We start from the raw sequence: 17,557 nt of genomic DNA on the forward strand, positions 1-17,557 counted from the left end.
TCCATGCGACCCCTGCCCACCCCCGCCTCGCGAGGCCGCCGTTCCCCGGCGGCCCTGGCCTCGCGTTCTTTCCCCCCGGCCGAGCCGCGCCGTCGCTCCCTGCTGGTCGCCGTGGTGCGCCGCCGCGGGCGGGCGCTGGCCCTGGCCGCCACGGCCGCCACCGGTCATCAGATCGGCGAGGCCCTGGTCCCGCCGGCCATCGGCCTGGCCGTGGACCACGCGGTCGACGGCGGCCCGCCCGCCTCGATCCTGCTCGCCGTGGGCGGCGTCCTGGCCCTCTTCACCCTGCTGGCCACCGGCGGCGGCACCAACTTCTGGCAGCTCACCGCGGCGACCACCCGGGAGGCCCACCATCTCCGGGTACGGACGGCCGCCCGCATCCTCGCCGACCCGTCCGCCGGGGCCGGCCGCCGCCCCGGTGATCTCGCCACGGTCCTGGTCACCGACGCCAAGGCCGCCGCGGAGGTCCTGCGCGCGATGGTGCTGCTGGTCTCGGGCGGCGCCGGCCTGCTCGTGACGGTCGCCGTCCTGGTGCGGGCCGACCCGTGGCTGGGCCTGGGCATCACCGCCGGCGCCCCGCTGCTCACCCTGGCCGTGCACCGGATCGGCCCCTGGCTCGAGCACCGGATCGCCGCCGGCCGCCGCAGCGCCGGCCTGGCCGCGGCCCTCGCCGCCGAGCTGGTCCACGCGATCCGCCCGCTGCGCGGCTTCGGGGGCGTGCCCGAGGCCGTCCGCCGCTACCGCCACGCCAGCCGCACGTCCCTGGAGGCGGCCCTGCGCGGCGCCACCGCCTCCGCCGCCGCCGAGGCCGCCGGAGCCCTGGCCACCGGCCTGGTCCTGACCGCGACGGCCGCCGCAGCCGCCGCCCTGACCGTCACCGGCCGCATCAGCGCCGGCGACCTGGTCACCGTGGTGGCCATGGCCTCGTTCGCCGGAGAGCCGGTCGACCGCCTCGCCGCGGGCATCAAGACCCTCGCCGTGGCCCGGGCCGGCGCCGCTCGCATCGCCACCCTCCTGGACCAGTCGCCGCCCGCCCCCTCCGCTCCCTCCGCTGCCGTCGCCGTACGTCCCGGGGAAATGCTCGGCGTCGTAGCCAACGATCCAGCCGTCGCCGGCGCCATCACCGTCTCCGGCGCGGTGCTTGTGGAGCCTCATGCGGTGCACCTGCTCGGCCGGACACTGGAGGAGGTGCTGGACACCGGGCGCGCCATCGATCCCGAGGTGACCGCCCGCGCCGTCGCCGCCGCGCAGGCCGGGGACGTGACCCGGGCGATCGCCGACGGGGGCGCCAACCTGTCCGGCGGTCAACGGCAACGCCTGGCGCTCGCCGCCCGCCCGGCGGTGCTGGTCCTGCGGGATCCACTCACCGCCGTCGACGCCGTGACCGAGGACGCGGCAGCGGCGGGCCTCGCGGCGCTGCGCCGGGCCGACGGCGGCGCCACGGTCGTCATCACCACGTCGCCGGCCCTGCTCGCGCGCTGCGACCGGGTCACCTATCTCGACGGATCCCGGCCCCCGGTCGACGGGATCCACGACGACCTCTCCCGGGATCCCGGCTACGCGGCGGCGGTGCTCCGATGACGGGCCGGAGCGGCGTCGAGAGGGAGGCCGGCGCGGCGGGAACGGGCGGTGCCACGGGACTGCCTGTCGCCGGCGGGCGGCAGAGTTTGCGGATCCTGGGGGCGGCTGTCCGGATCCATCGCCGGCAGGCTGCGATCGCTCTCCTGTGGACAATGGTGGCGGCCGGTGGGGCGGTCGGCGGGCCGCTGCTGCTCGGGCGGTTGGTGGACGCCGGGCGCGGCGGGGGTGCGTACCCGTGGGGGCTGGTCGTGGCGATCGGGGTCGTGGTCCTGGTCGCGGCGGCCGGCGCGGCGCTGAGCCTGCGGGCCACCGAGCGGCTCGGCGTCACCGTGACCGCCGACCTGCGGGAGCGGGTCGTCGAGCGGACGCTCACCCTGCGCCCGGCCACGCTGGAGAGCGCCGGCAGCGGGGAGGTGGCGTCGCGCGTCACCGAGGATCTGGAGAACTTCGTCGCCGCCGTGCCCCTGGTGGCGGAGGTGCTGCGAGCGGCCGTGACCGTGGTGCTGTCCGCGGCGGGGTTCCTCGCTCTCGACTGGCGGCTGGCGCTGGCGTTCCTCGTGGTCTTCCCCGTGTACGCGGTCAGTCTGCGCGCCTATCTCCCGCGCGCCGCCCGCCTCTACGCCGGGGAGCGCCGGCTCGCCGCCGAACGGGGGCGGGTGCTGCTCGCGTCGTTGCACGGGCGGGCGACGGTCCACGCGTACGGGATGGCGGGCCTGCAGACGCGCCGGGTGGCCGCGGCCTCGGACGACACCGTCATCGCGGCGCTCCGGGCGGCCCGCAGCCATCTGTGGTTCAGCAAGAGCATGAACGCGGCGGAGGCGATCGGGCTGTCGGCCGTGCTTCTCGCCGGGTACTGGCTGGTTCGGGCGGACATTGTCACCGTCGGGGCCGTGACGGGCGCCGCGCTGCTGTTCCATCGGCTGTTCACGCCGCTGGGGACGCTGCTGCTGTCGTTCGACGACGTGCAGCGGGCGCAGGCATCGCTCGCGCGCACGGCCGGCGTGCTGCTGGTGCCGCCGCCCGAGCCGGGTGCGCGGCGCAGCGCCCCGGCGTCGGTCACCGTCACCGTGCGGGGCCTGCATCACGCGTACGGGACCGGGCCCGGCGTGCTGCGCGGCGTCGACCTGACCGTCCCGCCCGGCACCTCGCTCGCCCTCGTGGGCAGCAGCGGCGCCGGCAAGACAACCCTGGCCAACCTGCTGGCCGGCACCTTCCCGCCGAGCGCCGGCCAGGTGATCCTGAGCGGGGCCGGTGGGGATGTCGCGGTCACCGATCTGGATCCCGGCGTGCTGCGTGACTGGGTCGGCGTCGTCGCCCAGGAGACGCACGTGTTCACCGGTTCCCTGCGCGATGACCTGACGTACGCGGCTCCCGGCTGCGACGACGATCGGATCCTGCGCGCGCTGACGGCGGTCCGGGCCGACGGGTGGGTGCATGCACTTCCCGGCGGATGGGACACCCCGGTCGGCGCCGGCGCCCACGCGCTGACCGCCGCGCAGGTGCAGCAACTCGCCCTCGCCCGGATGCTGTTGCGCGATCCGCCGGTGGTCGTGCTGGACGAGGCCACGGCGGAGGCGGGCAGCGCGGGCGCTCGCGTGCTCGAATCAGCGGCCGCCGCCCTGATCCGGGGCCGCACGGCGGTCGTCGTCGCGCACCGGCTGACCCAGGCCCGCGCCTGCGACCGGATCGCCGTCCTGGACGACGGGCGGATCACCGAGATCGGGACGCACGACGAGCTGCTCGCGCGCGGGGGCGCGTACGCCACGCTGTGGGCCGCCTGGAAAGCACCCGGCGTAAGCGCCACCCGCGAGCAGAGGACCTAGCGGAGCCGGTCGCGCACGGCCCGGACGAAGATGTCCACGGTGCCGGGCAGGACGTCGAGGGCGTACCCGGGCTCGGACACCTCGACCTCGATCACCGTGCCCGCGGCGATGTCGATCCGGGCGTACAGGGGCAGCTTGGCGTCCGGGCCGAAGCCCCGGGCCACGGCGATGTCCGCCACCGCCGCCACCGCCCGCCGGCCCAGCGCGATCTCGTCCTCGTCCGGCGCGCCGCGGGTGATGGTGCTGGTGTAGGTGCCGCCGACGTACGCTCCGCCGGGCAGCAGGATCGGCCCCTTGTGGAAGGCTCCCGCGTAGTCGCCGTTGAAGAAGAACAGGCCGTGCTCCCCTGCCTCGGTCACCGCGTCGAGGGCCGGCTGGACCATCGCGGTCTTGCCGGCCGCCACGATGCGCCGGGCCAGCTCGGCCGCCGCCGGGTCGCCCGCCGTGAACAGGCCCGTGTCGCGGGACCCGGCGGACACCGAGGGCTTGACCACGACCCGGCCGGTGCCGTGCTCGCGCAGCGCGGCCTCGGCGGAGGCGGCCGTGGCGCAGAAGGCCGTGGGCACCACCGGCACGCCCGCCGCGGCGAAGTCGTCGAGGTAGCGCTTGTCGATGTTCCAGCGGATCAGCTCGGGCGCGTTGAGCACCCGCGTCACCGCCGCGACCCGGTCCAGCCACGCCATGAACTCCGCGTAGCGCACCGAATAGTCCCACGGCGTCCGGATGACGACCAGGTCGAAGCCCGCCCAGTCCACGGCCGCGTCGTGCCAGATGACGACCTTCGCGTCGTGGCCGTCGCGTCGCAGCGCCTCCGCGAGCGTGCCGGTGTCCGGCTCGGGTCCGCGCAGGCCGGCCGGGTCCGTGGTAACTAGTCCAATCCGGTTCATCCCCTTACCGTAACCGACGGGGTAGGATTCCAACCGCATCGTTGGGGTTGGAGATGGAGCGGACATGTCAGTCGCATTGGTCACCGGCGGGAACAGCGGCATCGGATACCAGATCGCCCAGCAGCTGCTCGGGCACGGCGTCACCTTGTGGATCGGGGCGCGCGACCTCGTGAAGGGAGAGCAGGCAGCACGGGAGCTCGGTCCGGCCGCCCGGGCCGTCCAGCTCGACGTGACGGATCCGGCGTCGATCGCCGCCGCCGCGGAACGCATCGGCGAGCTCGACATCCTCGTCAACAACGCGGGGATCAACCCCGGCGGCGGGGACGTCGCGGGCACCACGATCGATCAACTGCGGCTGGCGTACGAGACCAATGTCTTCGGTCTCATCGCGGTTACGCAGGCCTTCCTGCCCGCACTGGAACGATCGGCGCACCCGCGCGTCGTCAACGTCTCCAGCGGCACCGGGTCACTGACCTGGAGCAGCGGCCCCAATCCGCAGTTCGCCTGGGAGCGGCCCCAGGGCGGCGGCCTCGCCTACCGCAGCTCCAAGACCGCGGTCAACGCCGTCACCCTCCTGACCGCGCAGGCCCTCGGCGACCGCGTCAAGGTCAACGCCCTCGCCCCGGGCCTGCGCCGCACGAACCTCGTCCCCGGCATGACCGTCGGCGGCGACCCGGCCGAAGCCGCGGCGGGCGCCGTCCGCCTCGCCCTCCTGCCCGACGACGGCCCCACCGGCGCCCTCTGGTCCTGGGACGGCACCCGCGCGCCCTGGTAGCCGGGACCCGGTGCCGGTCAGGACCGCCGGACGCGCTCGCGGCCCGCGTTCGTGCCGCTCTTTCCCCTCGGCGGCGGCTTCACCGACCTGAGCGGTGCGGGCCTGTCCGCCGTCGCCGACCGGCACGGCGCCACGGTGCAGCGGATCGCCCTGGGCGCCGTGCCGATCGTCCTCAGGCCCGTGGACCTCAGCGCGTGTAGCGGTACGCCCGGGTGACGGTCTGCTCGAACGTGCTGCCCGCGCTGTCGGCCGCCCGGATGCGAGTGGCCACCCAGCCGCTGCCCTTCGGATAGCGGACGGTCGCCGACGACTGGGCGATCGGCGCCCGGACCCAGCTCTTGCCGTCGTCGAAGGACACCTCGAACGTCAGGCTGCGCAGGGAGACCGCCGCCCCGGCGTTACCGGCCGGGGCGAGCGGGATGCGGTCCACGCTGCCCGCCCGGGCCGTGTCGGTGGCGTCCAGGTGCGGCTGGTAGCCGACCGCGAACACCGGCAGGTTCACGACGCCGTCGGCGAAACCGGAGGTCCACGAGAGGACCGTACGGGAGGTGGCGGTGTCGTTCTCAACACGGTAGCGGGCGGGCTCGGCCGGAAGCCCCTCCGCGTCCGCCCCGCCGGCGTCCGTGGCGATCAGCTCGTCGCCGCGGTAGAGGCGGGTGGTGACGTCCTGGCTCTGGTCGTAACCGGAGTGCCCGGCGCCGTCGCCCGCCCACGGGACGTTCATCGCCATCCGGTCCCGGTAGCGCTGGAACCATGCGATGCGGCCCTCGAACGTCATGGCCTGCGGGGGCGCGCCCCACGTCTCGGCGAGCCTCTGCCCGGGCCGATAGGTGCGCGCCGGAGCGTGCAGGACATTGCCGTCGATGCCGCCCCACTCGTTGGCGTGGCCGATGTTGGCGCCCGCGATCCAGCGCAGGCCCGGCTCCCCGCTCAGATAGCTGGTCCGCACGCCGGGAGCCGTGACGAACGGCGCGCCGGTGACGACGTAGTTGCCGTCCGCGTCGGTGGCCTCGTGCCAGTGGTTCGCCACGGTGCCGGCGCCGCGGCCCCGGAAGGTTTCCGTGACCGCCGCGAAGTCCTTCTTCGTGAACGCCCGGGCATAGCCGCCGAGCAGTTCCTCGCCCGGCATCGGGTCCGCGACGAAGTAGGCGTACGGGCTGCGCTCGTGGTCCTCACCACTGTCGCGTCGCAGCCACACGCTGCTGACATAGCCGGTCAGGCCCGCGCCGCCGCCGCCGTCGGAACGGCCGATACGCAGATCGGCGAAGCTGGGCGCCGACGCGCTGTATCCCCAGCCCGCGCCGGACACCCCGGCGTCGGCGACCCTGGTCTCGGCGTCCGGCTCGGGCACGCTCTGCGCGACCGGGACGGTGTCGCGGGCGTCGAAGACCAGCGTGGTGTCCTTCGTGACGTCGAGCACGGGCTGGAAGACGATGCTCACGCCGTCGCCGGAGGTCAGGTAGGAGCCGGCGGTGAAGCGGCCCCTGGGCAGCCGCAGTGTCACGGTCCCGGAGGCGTCCCACGGCATCCAGAAGTCGCCGCCGTCGCCCGGGGTGTAGATCTGGGTGAAGTAGTCGGCGGCCGGCGCGCCGTCGAGCCCGATGTGCTTGATCGTGAGCTGGTAGCGCTCCGGCTCCTTCTCGACGGCGACGGGGGTGACGACCCGGCTGGTCCCGCTCGTGGCGACCAGATGTCCCTGGTGGACGCCGACCGGCAGGGCGCGGGTGTCCGCCGTGACGCGCACCTGCGCGGTGCCCCCGGCCGGCACCTCGACCGTGTCGGTGCTGAGGCTGAAGGCGGGGGACTACGGGAGCGCCAGATCGAGAGTGACCGCGGCGGGGCCGAGGTTGCGGTAGGTGACGGTCCTGGTCAGGGCGGTGTCGTCGTCGTGCGGCCACAGCTGCGTACCGTAGGAGAGCGATCCCGGCTCGGAGACCAGGCTCTGCCGCAGCGCGCGGGCCACGTCGACGCGTCCGGCGCCGATCTCGGCCGGGGCGCCCGGGGTGCGTTCGGCGGAGCCGGTCAGGGCGGCCTTGAGCTGAGCGCCGGTCCAGTCGGGGTGGCGCTGCGCGAGCAGGATCGCGGCCCCGGCGACGTGCGGTGTGGCCATCGAGGTGCCGTCGGACGCGACGTAGGAGTCCGGGAACGCCGCGTCGGGCGGGCCCAGCTCCGTGCCGGTCGCGCGGGCGGCGACGATGCCCACGCCGGGTGCGGCGATGTCGGGCTTCAAGGCACCGTCCCCCGTACGCAACCCGCGGCTGGAGAAGCGCGCAACGGTGTCGTCCCGGTCCACGGCGGCGACCGTCAGGGCGGCGTCCGCGCTGCCCGGCGACCCGATCGTCCCGGCCCCGGGGCCCTCGTTGCCCGCGGCGACCACGAACAGGGCGCCGGTCTGCGCGCTGAGCGTGGCGACGGCTTCCTCGAGGGGGTCGATCGACGCGGTGTCGGTGCCGCCGAGGCTCATGTTGATGACCTTGGCGTGCTGCTCGGCGGCGGCCCACTGCATGCCGGCGAGGATCGCGGAGTCGTCGCAGCCGGCGTCCTCGCACACCTTGCCGGACAGGATCCGGGCCTCCGGCGCGACGCCCTTGTACCTGCCGCCCGACGCGGTGCCGTCGCCGGCGATCGTGGAGGCGACGTGCGTCCCATGGCCGACGTTGTCGGTCTCGCCCTCGGTGAACGACTTGGCCGTGACCCGGCCGGCGAGGTCGGGGTGGGTCGCGTCGACCCCGGTGTCGAGCACGGCGACGCTCATGCCCGCGCCCGTGAGCCCGGCCTGCCACGCCGCCGGGGCCCCGATCTGCGGGACGCTGCGGTCGAGCACCGGCTGCCGCTTGCCGTCGAGCCACACGGTCTGCACGCCGCCGGCCTTGAGCGCCGGCCACACCGCCGGCGTGTCCTTCTTCGGGGCCTTGAGGGCCACGGACCGCAGGGCGGCCAGGTCGCGGGTCGGCTCGGCACCCTTGGCCCGCACGGAGCTCCTCACCCCGGGCAGCCCCGCGGCGGTCGCCGAGCGCACGATCAGCGGCACGTCGGCGCGCCGGGCGTCGTCGTAGCCGAGCCGGATCAGCTCGGTGACGTCGAACAGGCGCTGGTCGACCTTCTTGGTCCGCACGAGTGCGGCGGCGTCGGAGGGGATCACCCGCAAGTGCCCGCCGGCCGCCGAGGTGGCGAACGTCAGGTGCTCGCGGCCGGGGCCGGGCTGCACGGCGGCGGTCAGGGCCTGCGGGGAGGTCACCCGCACCCGGTCGCCGGTCGCCGGTCACGAGCGTCACCTCGTACGCCGGACCGGCCGCGGGCCCGGCCCCGGCCGCCGGAGCGGCCTCGGCCCGGTCCGGCAGGGCGATCGCGCAGGGGCTGAGTACCGCCACCACGGCGGCCACCGCCAGCCGCCGTCTGGCATCGAACTTCGTCATGCCCCTACGACCGCATCACCCCGCCGGAAAGTTGCATCGGGCGGAGAGCTGCTCAGAGATGCGGGCCGAGCAGGGACAGGTCCGCCGGGGAGAGCCGGTCGCTGGAGGTCGCGGCCTGGTGCCAGTACGGGTAGAGCAGCGGCAACGCACTCACCTTGTCCAGCCGCTCCCGCTCCTCCGCGGACAGCGACAGCTCAGCGGCGGCGAGGTTGTCGGCGAGCTGCTCGTCCGTGCGCGCCCCGATCACGAGCGACGCGACGGCGGGGCGCCCGAGCAGCCAGGCGAGCGCCACCTGAGCCGCGGAGACGCCGTGCGCCTGACCGATCGCGACCAGCTCCTCCACGGTGTCGTACAGCTGCTCCTGGTCGCGCACCGGCGGCTCGTTCCAGTCGGTGAGCTGGCGCGACCCGGCCGGCGGCTCCTGGCCCCGGCGGTACTTGCCGGAGAGCAGGCCACCGGCGAGCGGGCTCCACACCAGGACGCCGAGGCCCTGGTCGACGGCGGCCGGGATGAGCTCGTACTCGGCGTCGCGGGCCTGCAGGGAGTAGTAGATCTGCTCGCTGACGAAGCGCGGCGTGCCCGTACGGTCGGCGGTGCCCAGCGCCTTGAGCAGCTGCCAGCCGGAGTAGTTGGACGCGCCGACGTAGCGCACCTTGCCCTGCTTGACGAGCAGGTCGAGGGCCTCGAGGGTCTCCTCGACCGGGGTGTGGCCGTCCCACTCGTGGACCTGGTAGAGGTCGATGTGATCGGTGCGCAGGCGGCGCAGGCTTGCCTCCGCGCCGCGGATGATGTGGTGCCGCGACAGGCCGGCGTCGTTGGGGCCGGCGCCCATGCTCATGCGCACCTTGGTGGCGAGCAGCACGTCCTCGCGGCGGCCCTCGAGCACCTCGCCGATGATCTCCTCGGAGAGCCCGTCGGAATAGACGTCGGCGGTGTCGATGAGGTTGATGCCCGCGTCGATCGCGCGGTCGACCTGGCGCCGGGCCTCGGCGACATCGGTGCTGCCGACGTTGGCGAAGTTGCCCTTGCCACCGAAGGTCATGGTGCCCATGGTGAGGACGGAGACTCTGAGGCCGGAGCGGCCGAGCTGGCGATATTCCATGACCTCAACCTATGCCCACGATCGGGTTCCGGAACCCAGGTCGGCTCTTCGGCCGATACTTCATCGAACTTCGTCCATAGCTTGGGAAAAGGCCGACACTGAGGGTTCCCCGATCCCCGCGGAGGAATCCCCATGAAGAAACTGCCCGCCTTCCTGGCGGCACTCCTGGCCACGGCCGGAGCTGTCGCCGTCACCACCGGGCCCGCCGAGGCCGCCACGGTCACCGTGCAGGCCGAGTCGTTCGCGGCGCAGTCCGGCGCCGTCGTCGAGGCGACCGCCGACACCGGCGGCGGCCAGAACGTCTCCTACCTCGCCGCCGGCGACTGGCTGCGCTACGACGGCGTCGACCTCGGCGCCGCCGGCACCCTCAGCCTCCAGGCCCGCATCGCGTCGGCCGCCGGCTCGGGCGCGGTCGAGCTGCGTACCGGCTCGGTCACCGGCCCGCTGCTGGCCAGCTTCCCGGTGTCCCCGACCGGCGGCTGGCAGACCTGGGTCACGCGTACGGCCACCGCGGCCAGTCACCCCACCGGCAAGCAGACCGTCTTCGCGGTGCTGCAGAGCACCGGTGGCGGCGACTTCGTCAACCTGAACTGGTTCAAGTTCGGCGACGGCGCCAGTGACTCGGCCGGTTGGGTGCTGATGGACCAGGCCCGGTGGAACGCCCAGCTCGCGGCCTACCGCGCGCTGCCGACCCACCCCGCACCCCCCGATGCCGTACGCGTCTCCGAGTTCAACGCGGCGTGCACGTACAGCCACTCGAAGCCCGACGACCCGATCGTCTTCCCGAACATGCCGGGCGCGTCGCACATGCACTCTTTCCTCGGCAACAAGTCGGCGAACGCCGCCACGACCACGCAGTCGCTGCTGGCCAACGCGGGGACGAGTTGCGCGCCGTCGACCGACCTGTCGGCGTACTGGATCCCGACCCTGTACGAGAACGGCCGCGCGGTCGAGCCGTCCGGGGTGACCGTCTACTACGGCTCGCGGCTGCCCGACCCGACCGCGACCGTCCCGTTCCCGCAGGGCTTCCGGATGATCGCCGGCGACGCGCGGTTGCAGGTGCCCACGCCGAAGGGCTCGGTGAACCAGTTCTTCTGCGCCGGGCCGGGCGGCGAGATCGGGCGCAGCGCGGACGGGAACTGGCCGGTGTGCGCGCCGACGGCGGACCTGGTGTTCCAGCTCGTCTTCCCGGACTGCTGGGACGGCGTGCACCTGGACAGCCCCGACCACAAGTCGCACGTCGCGTACACGTACACCGGGACCTGCGGCGGCGACTACCCGGTGGCCATCCCGAACATCTCGTTCGTGATCGCGTACCGGACCAGCGGGTCGGCGGCGGGCTTCGAGCTGGCCTCCAAGATGGCGTCGTCGATGCACGGCGACGTGTTCCTGGCCTGGCAGGACGCCGCGCTCGGCCAGCGCGTCAAGGACTGCGTGGTCCAGCGCGCGAAGTGCAACACGGCAGGCGGGTTCTAGGCATTCCGGCCGGTGGCGCAGGCTTGGAGCAATTCCAGGGCCTTCGCCACCGGCGGGTTCCGCGCCACGGCGTTCTGGACCACCGCATGCACCGCCCGTACGGGGGTGGGCGCGATCAGCCGGACCACGGCGACCCCGTCGGGCAGGCCGGCCGCGCCGAGCCGGGGCAGCACGGTGATCCCGATGCCCGCGTCGACGAAGGCGATCGCCGTCGGATAGTCGTGCGCCTCGACCCGGAACGACGGGTGGAAGCCGGCCGACTCGCACGCGTCGAGCAGGTTCCGCCGGCACCAGCCCCGGGCGAAGTCGTTGTCGATCCAGCGTTCCGCCGCGAGGCTCGCCAGCTCCACCTCGGTGCGGCCGGCGAGCTCGTGGGAGCGGGGCACGACGGCCACGTACGGGTCGTCGTGCAGGTGGTGGGCGCGGGCGGAACGCGTACCCCGGAAGTCGGGCGGGGCGACCACGACCTGGAGGTCGGGCAGCCGGCCCGGCCCCGCGCCCGGCTCGTCGCGCAGCTCGAGGTCGAGCCGCAGGTCGGGGAAGGCCGCGAGCAGCCCGCGGGCGACGGCCGGCATCCAGGCCGCGCCGACCGACGGGAAGTAGGCGATCGACAGCGAGCCGGTGCGCCCGGCGCGCAGATCGGCGACCAGCGCCTCGACGTCGCCGAGGCTCGCGAGCACGCCGTCGACCTGCTGCGCGAGGGCGAGCCCGACGGCGGTCGGCTCGACGCCGCGGCCACTGCGGGCCAGCAGGACCAGGCCGGTCTCGCGTTGCAGCGCCGTCACGTGCTGACTGATCGCGGACGGCGTGTAGCCGAGGGCCGCGGCCGCCGCGTGGACGGACCCGCCCGCCACGACGGCCCGGAAGACGCGCAGCCGGTGCAGATCGAGCATGCCGACGACCGTACAGCTGGACTTAACAATTCCCAAGAACAAGTTGCTTGTGCTAACGCCTCGTCCCGGCCAGAGTCGGCGGGGTGAACCAACGCTCCCTCCCCCTGCTCGCCGCCGTTGTGACCATGCTGCTCTGGGCGTCGGCCTTCATCGTGATCCGCTCGGTGGGCCCGCACATCAGCCCCGGCGCCCTGGCGCTCGGCCGCCTGCTGACCGGCACGATCGCCCTGGGCGCGGTCGCGCTGGCCCGGCGGCGGCCGATCCCGCGCGGCCGGCCGTTGCTGCTGGTCCTCGGGTACGGCGGGCTGTGGTTCGGCATCTACGCGGTCCTGGTCAACGCGGCCGAACGGCACCTCGACGCCGGGACGACCGCGCTGGTGGTCAACCTGGGTCCGATCCTCATCGCCGTGCTGGCCGGGCTGTTCCTGGGCGAGGGCTTCCCCCGGCCGCTGCTGGCCGGGCTCGCGGTCGCCTTCGCCGGCGTGGCGATCATCGCGGCGGCCACGTCGACCGGGCGCCACGACACCGCCGGGGTGCTCTTCGCGCTGGGCGCCGCGGCCCTCTACGCCGTCGGCGTCCTGCTGCAGAAGCAGGCCCTGGCGACGGTCGACCCGTTCACCGCCACGTGGCTGGGCTGTGCGGCCGGCGCGGCGGCGTGCCTGCCGTTCGCCGGGGACCTGGTGCACGACCTCGGCTCGGCGTCCGGGGGCACCGTGGCGGGCATGGTCTACCTGGGCCTGTTCCCGACCGCGATCGCGTTCGCCACCTGGGCGTACGCGCTGCGGCGCATGGACGCGGGCCGGTTGAGCGTGTCGTCGTACCTGGTCCCGGTGTTCACCGTGGTGCTGTCCTGGCTGGTGCTCGGGGAGGTGCCGACGGCGCTGGCGCTGGCCGGCGGGGCCCTGTGCCTCGCCGGGGTGGCGGTCACCCGCCTGCCCGCACGCGCCCCGGAAAGAGTCAGATCTTGAACAGTGACTCCCCGTGAGACATCGACTCCGGTACTCTCCGGCCCCTGAGTTCATGACGGTGCTACTTAGAGCACTGTCAATGCACAAGGTCGTTCAGGAGGCGGGATGAGCACGGGTGACGAGTCGAGGACCGTGACCACCCGTTACATCTGGATACCGCACGGTGGCAGCGGCGGCTGGCTGCTCGTGCACCGCAGCATCGCCGGCAGCGTGCCGGGCGGCGACGGCGGGCGCAGCTCCGAGGAGTTCTGGGTCACCGGCGAGATCGCCCCCGAGGACGCCACCGACGTGCTCAAGGACTCCGGCGACGCGTGGCGGCCGATGGTGCTGGGCGAGCCGGTCAACTTCCTGCTCTGGCCGTACGTGCTGACCGCCGTCACCGGCCGTCAGCTGCGCCGCGTCCGCGAGCAGGTCCTGCTCACCCCGATCCGCCCGCTCGCCGACATCCGCGTCCAGGTCACCGAGACCCCGGACGGCCCCGTGGTCGCCGCGCCCGCCCTGGTGACCGTGGCCGACGACCCGTACGCGCCGCGGACCGCCGACCTCGCCCTCGACGACGGCTGGGAAACCGGCGGCCTCGACCCGGCCCGCCGGCGCGAGGTGCTCCTGGCCGCCCTCGAACGCCGCGTCGAGCTGCCCCTCGCGAGCCCGGCCGGCGTGGTCCACATCAACCGCTTCGCCGGCTCCGGCGAGCAACCACCGCTGGAGCGGCGCGGGGTCCGGGACGCGGTGGCGGCGGTGCTGGCCGACCCGGCCGACCCGGGCCCGCGCGAGCGCCTCGTCGACGAACTGGCCGGCCACGGCTGGAGCTGCACCTCCGAGCCGCTCGTCCTGCGCGGCATGCCCAAGCCGGCCTTCCTCGACCGCATCGCCCTCTTCCTGGTCCGCCGGGGCGACCGGGCGTCCTACCGGTTCGTGGCGCCGCCCGCCGTGGCCGAGCTGATCGCCCAGGACGACGAGCTGGCCGGCGAGCTCGCCGCCTTCCTGGCGCCGCTCGACCCGGCCCTGCGCCCGGCCGACGTGACGTTCCTGGAGCTGCTCCCGGGCATGTGGGACGTTCCCCGCGAGCGGGCGATGGCCCTGGCCCCGCCCGCCTGGGACGAGATCATCGCCCTCCCCGGCGGCGGCCCGGTCCCGATCGGCAAGCCGCCGGTGCTCGACATCCGGCACGTCGAGCTCTTCGACAGTCAAGGCCTGCCGAGCGGCACGTTCGACGTGTCCGCCATGCCGGTCCAGCGGTATTGAGCGCTACGCCGCGCTCGAGGTCGCCGGCGACCGGCTCCTCGCCGAACTCCTTCGTCCACTCGCCGCTCTGGTTCACCGGCACCGGCTCCACCGTCGAGCAGCGCTACGCCACCGGCCCCCTCGTCGCCGGTCACTGGCTCCCGTCCGCCCCGGGCGCCGGCGGCCCTTCCCCGGCCGCAGGCCAGGCCGCCGTCCTCTCAGGCCCGGCGTCGCGCGGTGGCCGGGCGGTCCTGTCCGGCACCCGAACCGCTCTTCCGGGCCCGCCCCAAGGGCCTCTACGCCCAGATCGCCCGAGCCCTCTGCTGGACCGGCTGACCCTGTCCCGTGACGCGTCTTGGGTGGTCACCCTCGCTGATCAGTTCTTCCACTCCCAGTACTGGGTCTCTCTTCCCGCGCACGGCTCCGTGGTGACCAGCCAGCCGCGGGCCCCGTCTTCTCCCGCCCTGGTCAGGCACAGGCCGGGATAGGCCAAGCTGTCGAAGTACGGCCGATTGTTCGCGTACCGGACGGTCCAGACCAGATCGATATAGGAACCGCACTGGGCGCCGAAGGCCTGCCGGCCGTTGCCGTGCGCCTGCAGACAGATGTTGAAGCCTTGATTTCCATTGTTCCCGGAGATCCGATACGTGTCGGGATCGGCGCCGACATGCTGGAAGTAGAGCCATTGATAGCGCCAGTCGCCAGTGCAACCGGAGAACACTCTGAAGCCGTACTGGTTCGAGTAGTCCAGGCAACCACCAGCGCCGTTCCCGACGTACCAGTAGCCGGTGTCCGCGTGTGCGGGCGTCGCACCGACGGCGATGAGCGTGACCATCCCGGCGAGTGCGGCAAGCGTCCTGCCGAATCTCGATTTCCTCATGACTCATCTCCCTGGGCTCGGAGTGTGGAAATGAGCGCCGAAGCTATCGCCGCGGTCTATACGCGGACCTACACAAGACCTCCCTCAATGCGCGGGAACGTACCCCGTCCGGTCCGCGTCGGTGATCTCGCGCAGCACCCGGGCCGGGTTCCCGGCGGCGACCACACCGGCGGGCACATCCCGCGTGACAACGCTCCCCGCCCCGACCACCGCCCCGTCCCCGATGGTCACGCCGGGCAGAATCGTCACGCCGCCGCCGATCCAGACCCCGTCCCCGATGGTGATCGGCAGCGCGCGGCAGGCGCCCCCGATCCGCTCGGCCCGGTCCAAGGCGTGGTTCGACGTGTAGAGCCCCACCTTCGGCCCCAGCAGCACGTCATCACCGATCGTGATGGGCGCGCCGTCGAGCATCACGCAGTCGAAGTTGGCGAAGAAGCGCGCGCCGACGCGGATGTTCGCCCCGAACTCGCACCGGAACGTCGGCTCGAGATGCGCACCCTCCCCCGCCGATCCGAGCACGGCGCGCAGCAGCCGTTCGCGCTCGGCCGGCGACTGCCCGAACGCCGCGTTGTACGCGTTCGTCGCCAGCACCGCCCGGTGCCGCGCGTCGATCAGCTCGGCGGTCAGGTCGTCGTACATCGCGCCGGTGGCCATGTGCGCGAACTGCTCGGTGAGGCTGGGCACTCGGTCTCCCTGGATGATCATCTCCGTCGCAGGAAATGGTACGGGTGACGCACGACCAGGTTGCCGGCCACCTGCCGGCCGCTGACCACGAAGTGCGGGCCCTCCCCGCGGATCACCGGCACGCGCACCCGCCCCGAGCCGGCCACCAGCTCGACCGCGTCCACGTCGGCCGAGGCGCCGGGCGGCAGGACCAGAACGGTCGAGCCCATGTACACGGCCAGCTCGACGCGCACCTCGCGCCACGGGATGACGGCCTCGCTGAAGTCGAGACGGACGGCGCCCGCCTTGGCGTTGACCTGCAGGTGGTGCGGGACGAGCCAGCGGCCCTTGCGGCGCAGGGTGGCGGCCGTCGTGGTGAGGGGCAGGAACTCGGGAGCGTCGGTGGTGACCGGCGGGCCGGGCAGATCGGCGAGCAGCCCGGCGAGGTCCCCGTACGTGCGCGCCTCCTGCACGCGGGCGTGCCGGTCGTCGTACTCGTCGAGGGTGATGCGTCCCTCCTCGAGGGCCGCGCGCAGCCGCTCGGCCGCGTCGGACCGGTCCTGGTGCGAGATCCGCCAGCCGTCGCTCATCCGGCCACTGTAGAACTGATGTCCACGCCCCGGGCGCGCAGCCGGGCGACCAGCGCGTCGCCGATCCCGGTGGACGGGGTCAGCACGCCGCCCTCGCTCGGCGGCAGGGCGTCGCGGTCGAGGGCGAGCGCGAGCGCCGACTCGCCCATCAGCACGGCGGTGGCCGCGTACCCGGGATCGCCTGTCATCCGGAACCGCGCCCGGAAGCGCTTCCCGGTCGTGGTCGTCGTGAAGATGTCCATGGTGAAATGCCCGGCGCGCCGGGTGCGCTCGGACGGTCCGTCGCCCGGTTTCGGCAGGACGCGGTCGAGCACCGCGCGCGTGGGCGCCAGCGCGAGCCCGGCGAAGAGCCCGGTGAGACCGAGCTTCACCCCCTTCGCGAGTACGGGCGACAGCGCCGACGTTCCCGTGCTGATCGTTTCGCGATAGCGGAACTCCCGCCCGTACGCGTAATCGCGCAAGGCATTGCTCCGCCGCACGATGCGCGTGTTGTAGCTGGCCATGAAGAACGGGCCGAGCGTGCCGCGCAGTCCCGGGCTCACCTCGCCGGCGGGCACGGTGACCAGGTCGGGCTGTCGGCCGAAGTCCGGCTCCGCCGCTCGGTCGGGCGTCAGCGAGTACGGGCTGGCCGCCACCCGCCGCGCGTCCCGGTCCCGCCGCACGGTGTCGATCTGGTGCCGCATGGTGTCGATCGTGCCGCCGCTGGGCGCCCCCTTGAGCCGCGTCACCACCAGCGTCGTGTCCGTGAGCTGCCCGGCGCCCGCCTCGGCCACCGCCGCGTGCAGAACGTGCACGCCGATGTCCGACGGGACGGAGTCGAAACCGCACGAATGAACAATCCGCGCACCCGTACGCTGAGCGATTGCGTGGTTCTCATCAATGCTCTGCCGCACGAAGAGCACCTCGCCGGCCAGGTCGACATAGTCGGTCCCGGCGGCCGCGCACGCCGCGACGAGGGCCCGGCCATATTTCGCGTACGGACCCACGGTCGTCGCCACCACGCGCGTGCTCGCGGCCAGATCGGCCAGCGCCCGCCCGTCGGCCGCATCGGCGACCACGACCGGCCAGTCGACGCCGTGGCGCGCGCGCAGCCGATCACGCACCGCCGCCAGCCGCTCGCCGGAGCGCCCCGCCAGCGCCACCCGCACTCCCGCGGGCGCGTATTCGGCCAGATGCTCCGCAACGAGCGCCCCGGCAAATCCGCTGGCCCCGTACACCACGACGTCGTAATCGGTCATGCCCACGAATTCTGCCCGCAAAAGCCGCCATCCGCGCGGCT

General features: G+C 73.8%; 16 protein-coding genes. 7 read left to right on the forward strand and 9 right to left on the reverse strand.

Annotation, left to right across the window (positions count from 1 at the left end; all coding sequences use genetic code 11):
- Positions 1 to 3: 3 nt before the first annotated feature.
- Both RAN62_RS05880 and RAN62_RS05885 read left to right on the forward strand, forming a co-directional pair.
- Positions 4 to 1,581, forward strand: a complete 1,578-nt coding sequence (locus RAN62_RS05880; protein ID WP_305783429.1) for an ABC transporter transmembrane domain-containing protein — start codon at positions 4 to 6, stop codon at positions 1,579 to 1,581.
- Complete coding sequence (locus RAN62_RS05885) at positions 1,578 to 3,404, forward strand: ABC transporter ATP-binding protein (RefSeq protein ID WP_305783430.1); 1,827 nt, start codon at positions 1,578 to 1,580, stop codon at positions 3,402 to 3,404. The genes RAN62_RS05880 and RAN62_RS05885 overlap by 4 nt, the downstream gene beginning before the upstream one ends.
- Here RAN62_RS05885 and RAN62_RS05890 read toward each other — a convergent pair.
- Positions 3,401 to 4,291, reverse strand: a complete 891-nt coding sequence (locus RAN62_RS05890; protein WP_305783431.1) for an ATP-grasp domain-containing protein — start codon at positions 4,289 to 4,291, stop codon at positions 3,401 to 3,403. The genes RAN62_RS05885 and RAN62_RS05890 overlap by 4 nt on opposite strands.
- Positions 4,292 to 4,355: 64 nt before the next feature.
- On the opposite strand from RAN62_RS05890, the gene RAN62_RS05895 reads away from it, so the two are divergent.
- Together RAN62_RS05895 and RAN62_RS05900 are read left to right on the forward strand one after the other, a co-directional pair.
- On the forward strand, positions 4,356 to 5,066 hold the full coding sequence (locus RAN62_RS05895) for an SDR family NAD(P)-dependent oxidoreductase (RefSeq protein WP_305783432.1): 711 nt from the start codon (positions 4,356 to 4,358) through the stop codon (positions 5,064 to 5,066).
- Between the two features lie 51 nt (positions 5,067 to 5,117).
- Positions 5,118 to 5,282 carry a hypothetical protein gene (locus RAN62_RS05900; RefSeq protein WP_305783433.1) on the forward strand — a complete coding sequence of 55 codons (165 nt, stop codon included), beginning with the start codon at positions 5,118 to 5,120 and terminating at the stop codon, positions 5,280 to 5,282.
- Here the strand turns inward: RAN62_RS05900 and RAN62_RS05905 are convergent.
- The 3 genes from RAN62_RS05905 to RAN62_RS05915 form a co-directional block, all read right to left on the reverse strand.
- Complete coding sequence (locus RAN62_RS05905; protein ID WP_305783434.1) at positions 5,254 to 6,834, reverse strand: hypothetical protein; 1,581 nt, start codon at positions 6,832 to 6,834, stop codon at positions 5,254 to 5,256. The two genes, RAN62_RS05900 and RAN62_RS05905, sit on opposite strands and share 29 nt — an antisense overlap.
- 36 nt (positions 6,835 to 6,870) lie before the next feature.
- The gene (locus tag RAN62_RS05910; RefSeq protein WP_305783435.1) at positions 6,871 to 8,304 is read right to left on the reverse strand and encodes a S8 family serine peptidase; all 1,434 of its coding nucleotides are present in this window, start codon (positions 8,302 to 8,304) and stop codon (positions 6,871 to 6,873) included.
- A 230-nt stretch (positions 8,305 to 8,534) separates the two neighbouring features.
- The gene (locus RAN62_RS05915; RefSeq protein WP_305783436.1) at positions 8,535 to 9,584 is read right to left on the reverse strand and encodes an aldo/keto reductase; all 1,050 of its coding nucleotides are present in this window, start codon (positions 9,582 to 9,584) and stop codon (positions 8,535 to 8,537) included.
- A 132-nt stretch (positions 9,585 to 9,716) separates the two neighbouring features.
- On the opposite strand from RAN62_RS05915, the gene RAN62_RS05920 reads away from it, so the two are divergent.
- Entirely contained in the window at positions 9,717 to 11,060 is a 1,344-nt protein-coding gene (locus RAN62_RS05920) for a DUF1996 domain-containing protein (RefSeq protein ID WP_305783437.1), read from the forward strand.
- Here RAN62_RS05920 and RAN62_RS05925 read toward each other — a convergent pair.
- Positions 11,057 to 11,953: a LysR family transcriptional regulator gene (locus RAN62_RS05925; RefSeq protein WP_305783438.1), complete on the reverse strand. Its 897-nt coding sequence runs from the start codon at positions 11,951 to 11,953 to the stop codon at positions 11,057 to 11,059. The genes RAN62_RS05920 and RAN62_RS05925 overlap by 4 nt on opposite strands.
- An 83-nt stretch (positions 11,954 to 12,036) precedes the next feature.
- On the opposite strand from RAN62_RS05925, the gene RAN62_RS05930 reads away from it, so the two are divergent.
- Positions 12,037 to 12,921 (forward strand): DMT family transporter, encoded by an 885-nt coding sequence (locus RAN62_RS05930; RefSeq protein ID WP_305783439.1) that lies wholly within the window; start codon positions 12,037 to 12,039, stop codon positions 12,919 to 12,921.
- Positions 12,922 to 13,026: 105 nt separating this feature from the next.
- Entirely contained in the window at positions 13,027 to 14,166 is a 1,140-nt protein-coding gene (locus RAN62_RS05935) for a hypothetical protein (RefSeq protein ID WP_305783440.1), read from the forward strand.
- Positions 14,167 to 14,521: 355 nt separating this feature from the next.
- On the opposite strand, the gene RAN62_RS05940 is transcribed toward RAN62_RS05935, so the two are convergent.
- The 4 genes from RAN62_RS05940 to RAN62_RS05955 all read right to left on the reverse strand — a co-directional run bounded on the left by RAN62_RS05940 (position 14,522) and on the right by RAN62_RS05955 (position 17,516).
- Entirely contained in the window at positions 14,522 to 15,025 is a 504-nt protein-coding gene (locus RAN62_RS05940; protein WP_305783441.1) for a ricin-type beta-trefoil lectin domain protein, read from the reverse strand.
- Between the two features lie 84 nt (positions 15,026 to 15,109).
- Positions 15,110 to 15,709: a sugar O-acetyltransferase gene (locus RAN62_RS05945; protein ID WP_305783442.1), complete on the reverse strand. Its 600-nt coding sequence runs from the start codon at positions 15,707 to 15,709 to the stop codon at positions 15,110 to 15,112.
- 17 nt (positions 15,710 to 15,726) lie between these two features.
- The gene (locus tag RAN62_RS05950) at positions 15,727 to 16,278 is read right to left on the reverse strand and encodes a DUF1707 SHOCT-like domain-containing protein (protein ID WP_305783443.1); all 552 of its coding nucleotides are present in this window, start codon (positions 16,276 to 16,278) and stop codon (positions 15,727 to 15,729) included.
- Complete coding sequence (locus RAN62_RS05955; RefSeq protein WP_305783444.1) at positions 16,275 to 17,516, reverse strand: saccharopine dehydrogenase family protein; 1,242 nt, start codon at positions 17,514 to 17,516, stop codon at positions 16,275 to 16,277. Before RAN62_RS05955 ends, RAN62_RS05950 begins: the two co-directional genes overlap by 4 nt.
- Between the last annotated feature and the right edge of the window lie 41 nt (positions 17,517 to 17,557).

Origin of the sequence: Symbioplanes lichenis (assembly GCF_030709675.1) — a bacterium.
GTDB classification, from domain to species: domain Bacteria; phylum Actinomycetota; class Actinomycetes; order Mycobacteriales; family Micromonosporaceae; genus Actinoplanes; species Actinoplanes lichenis.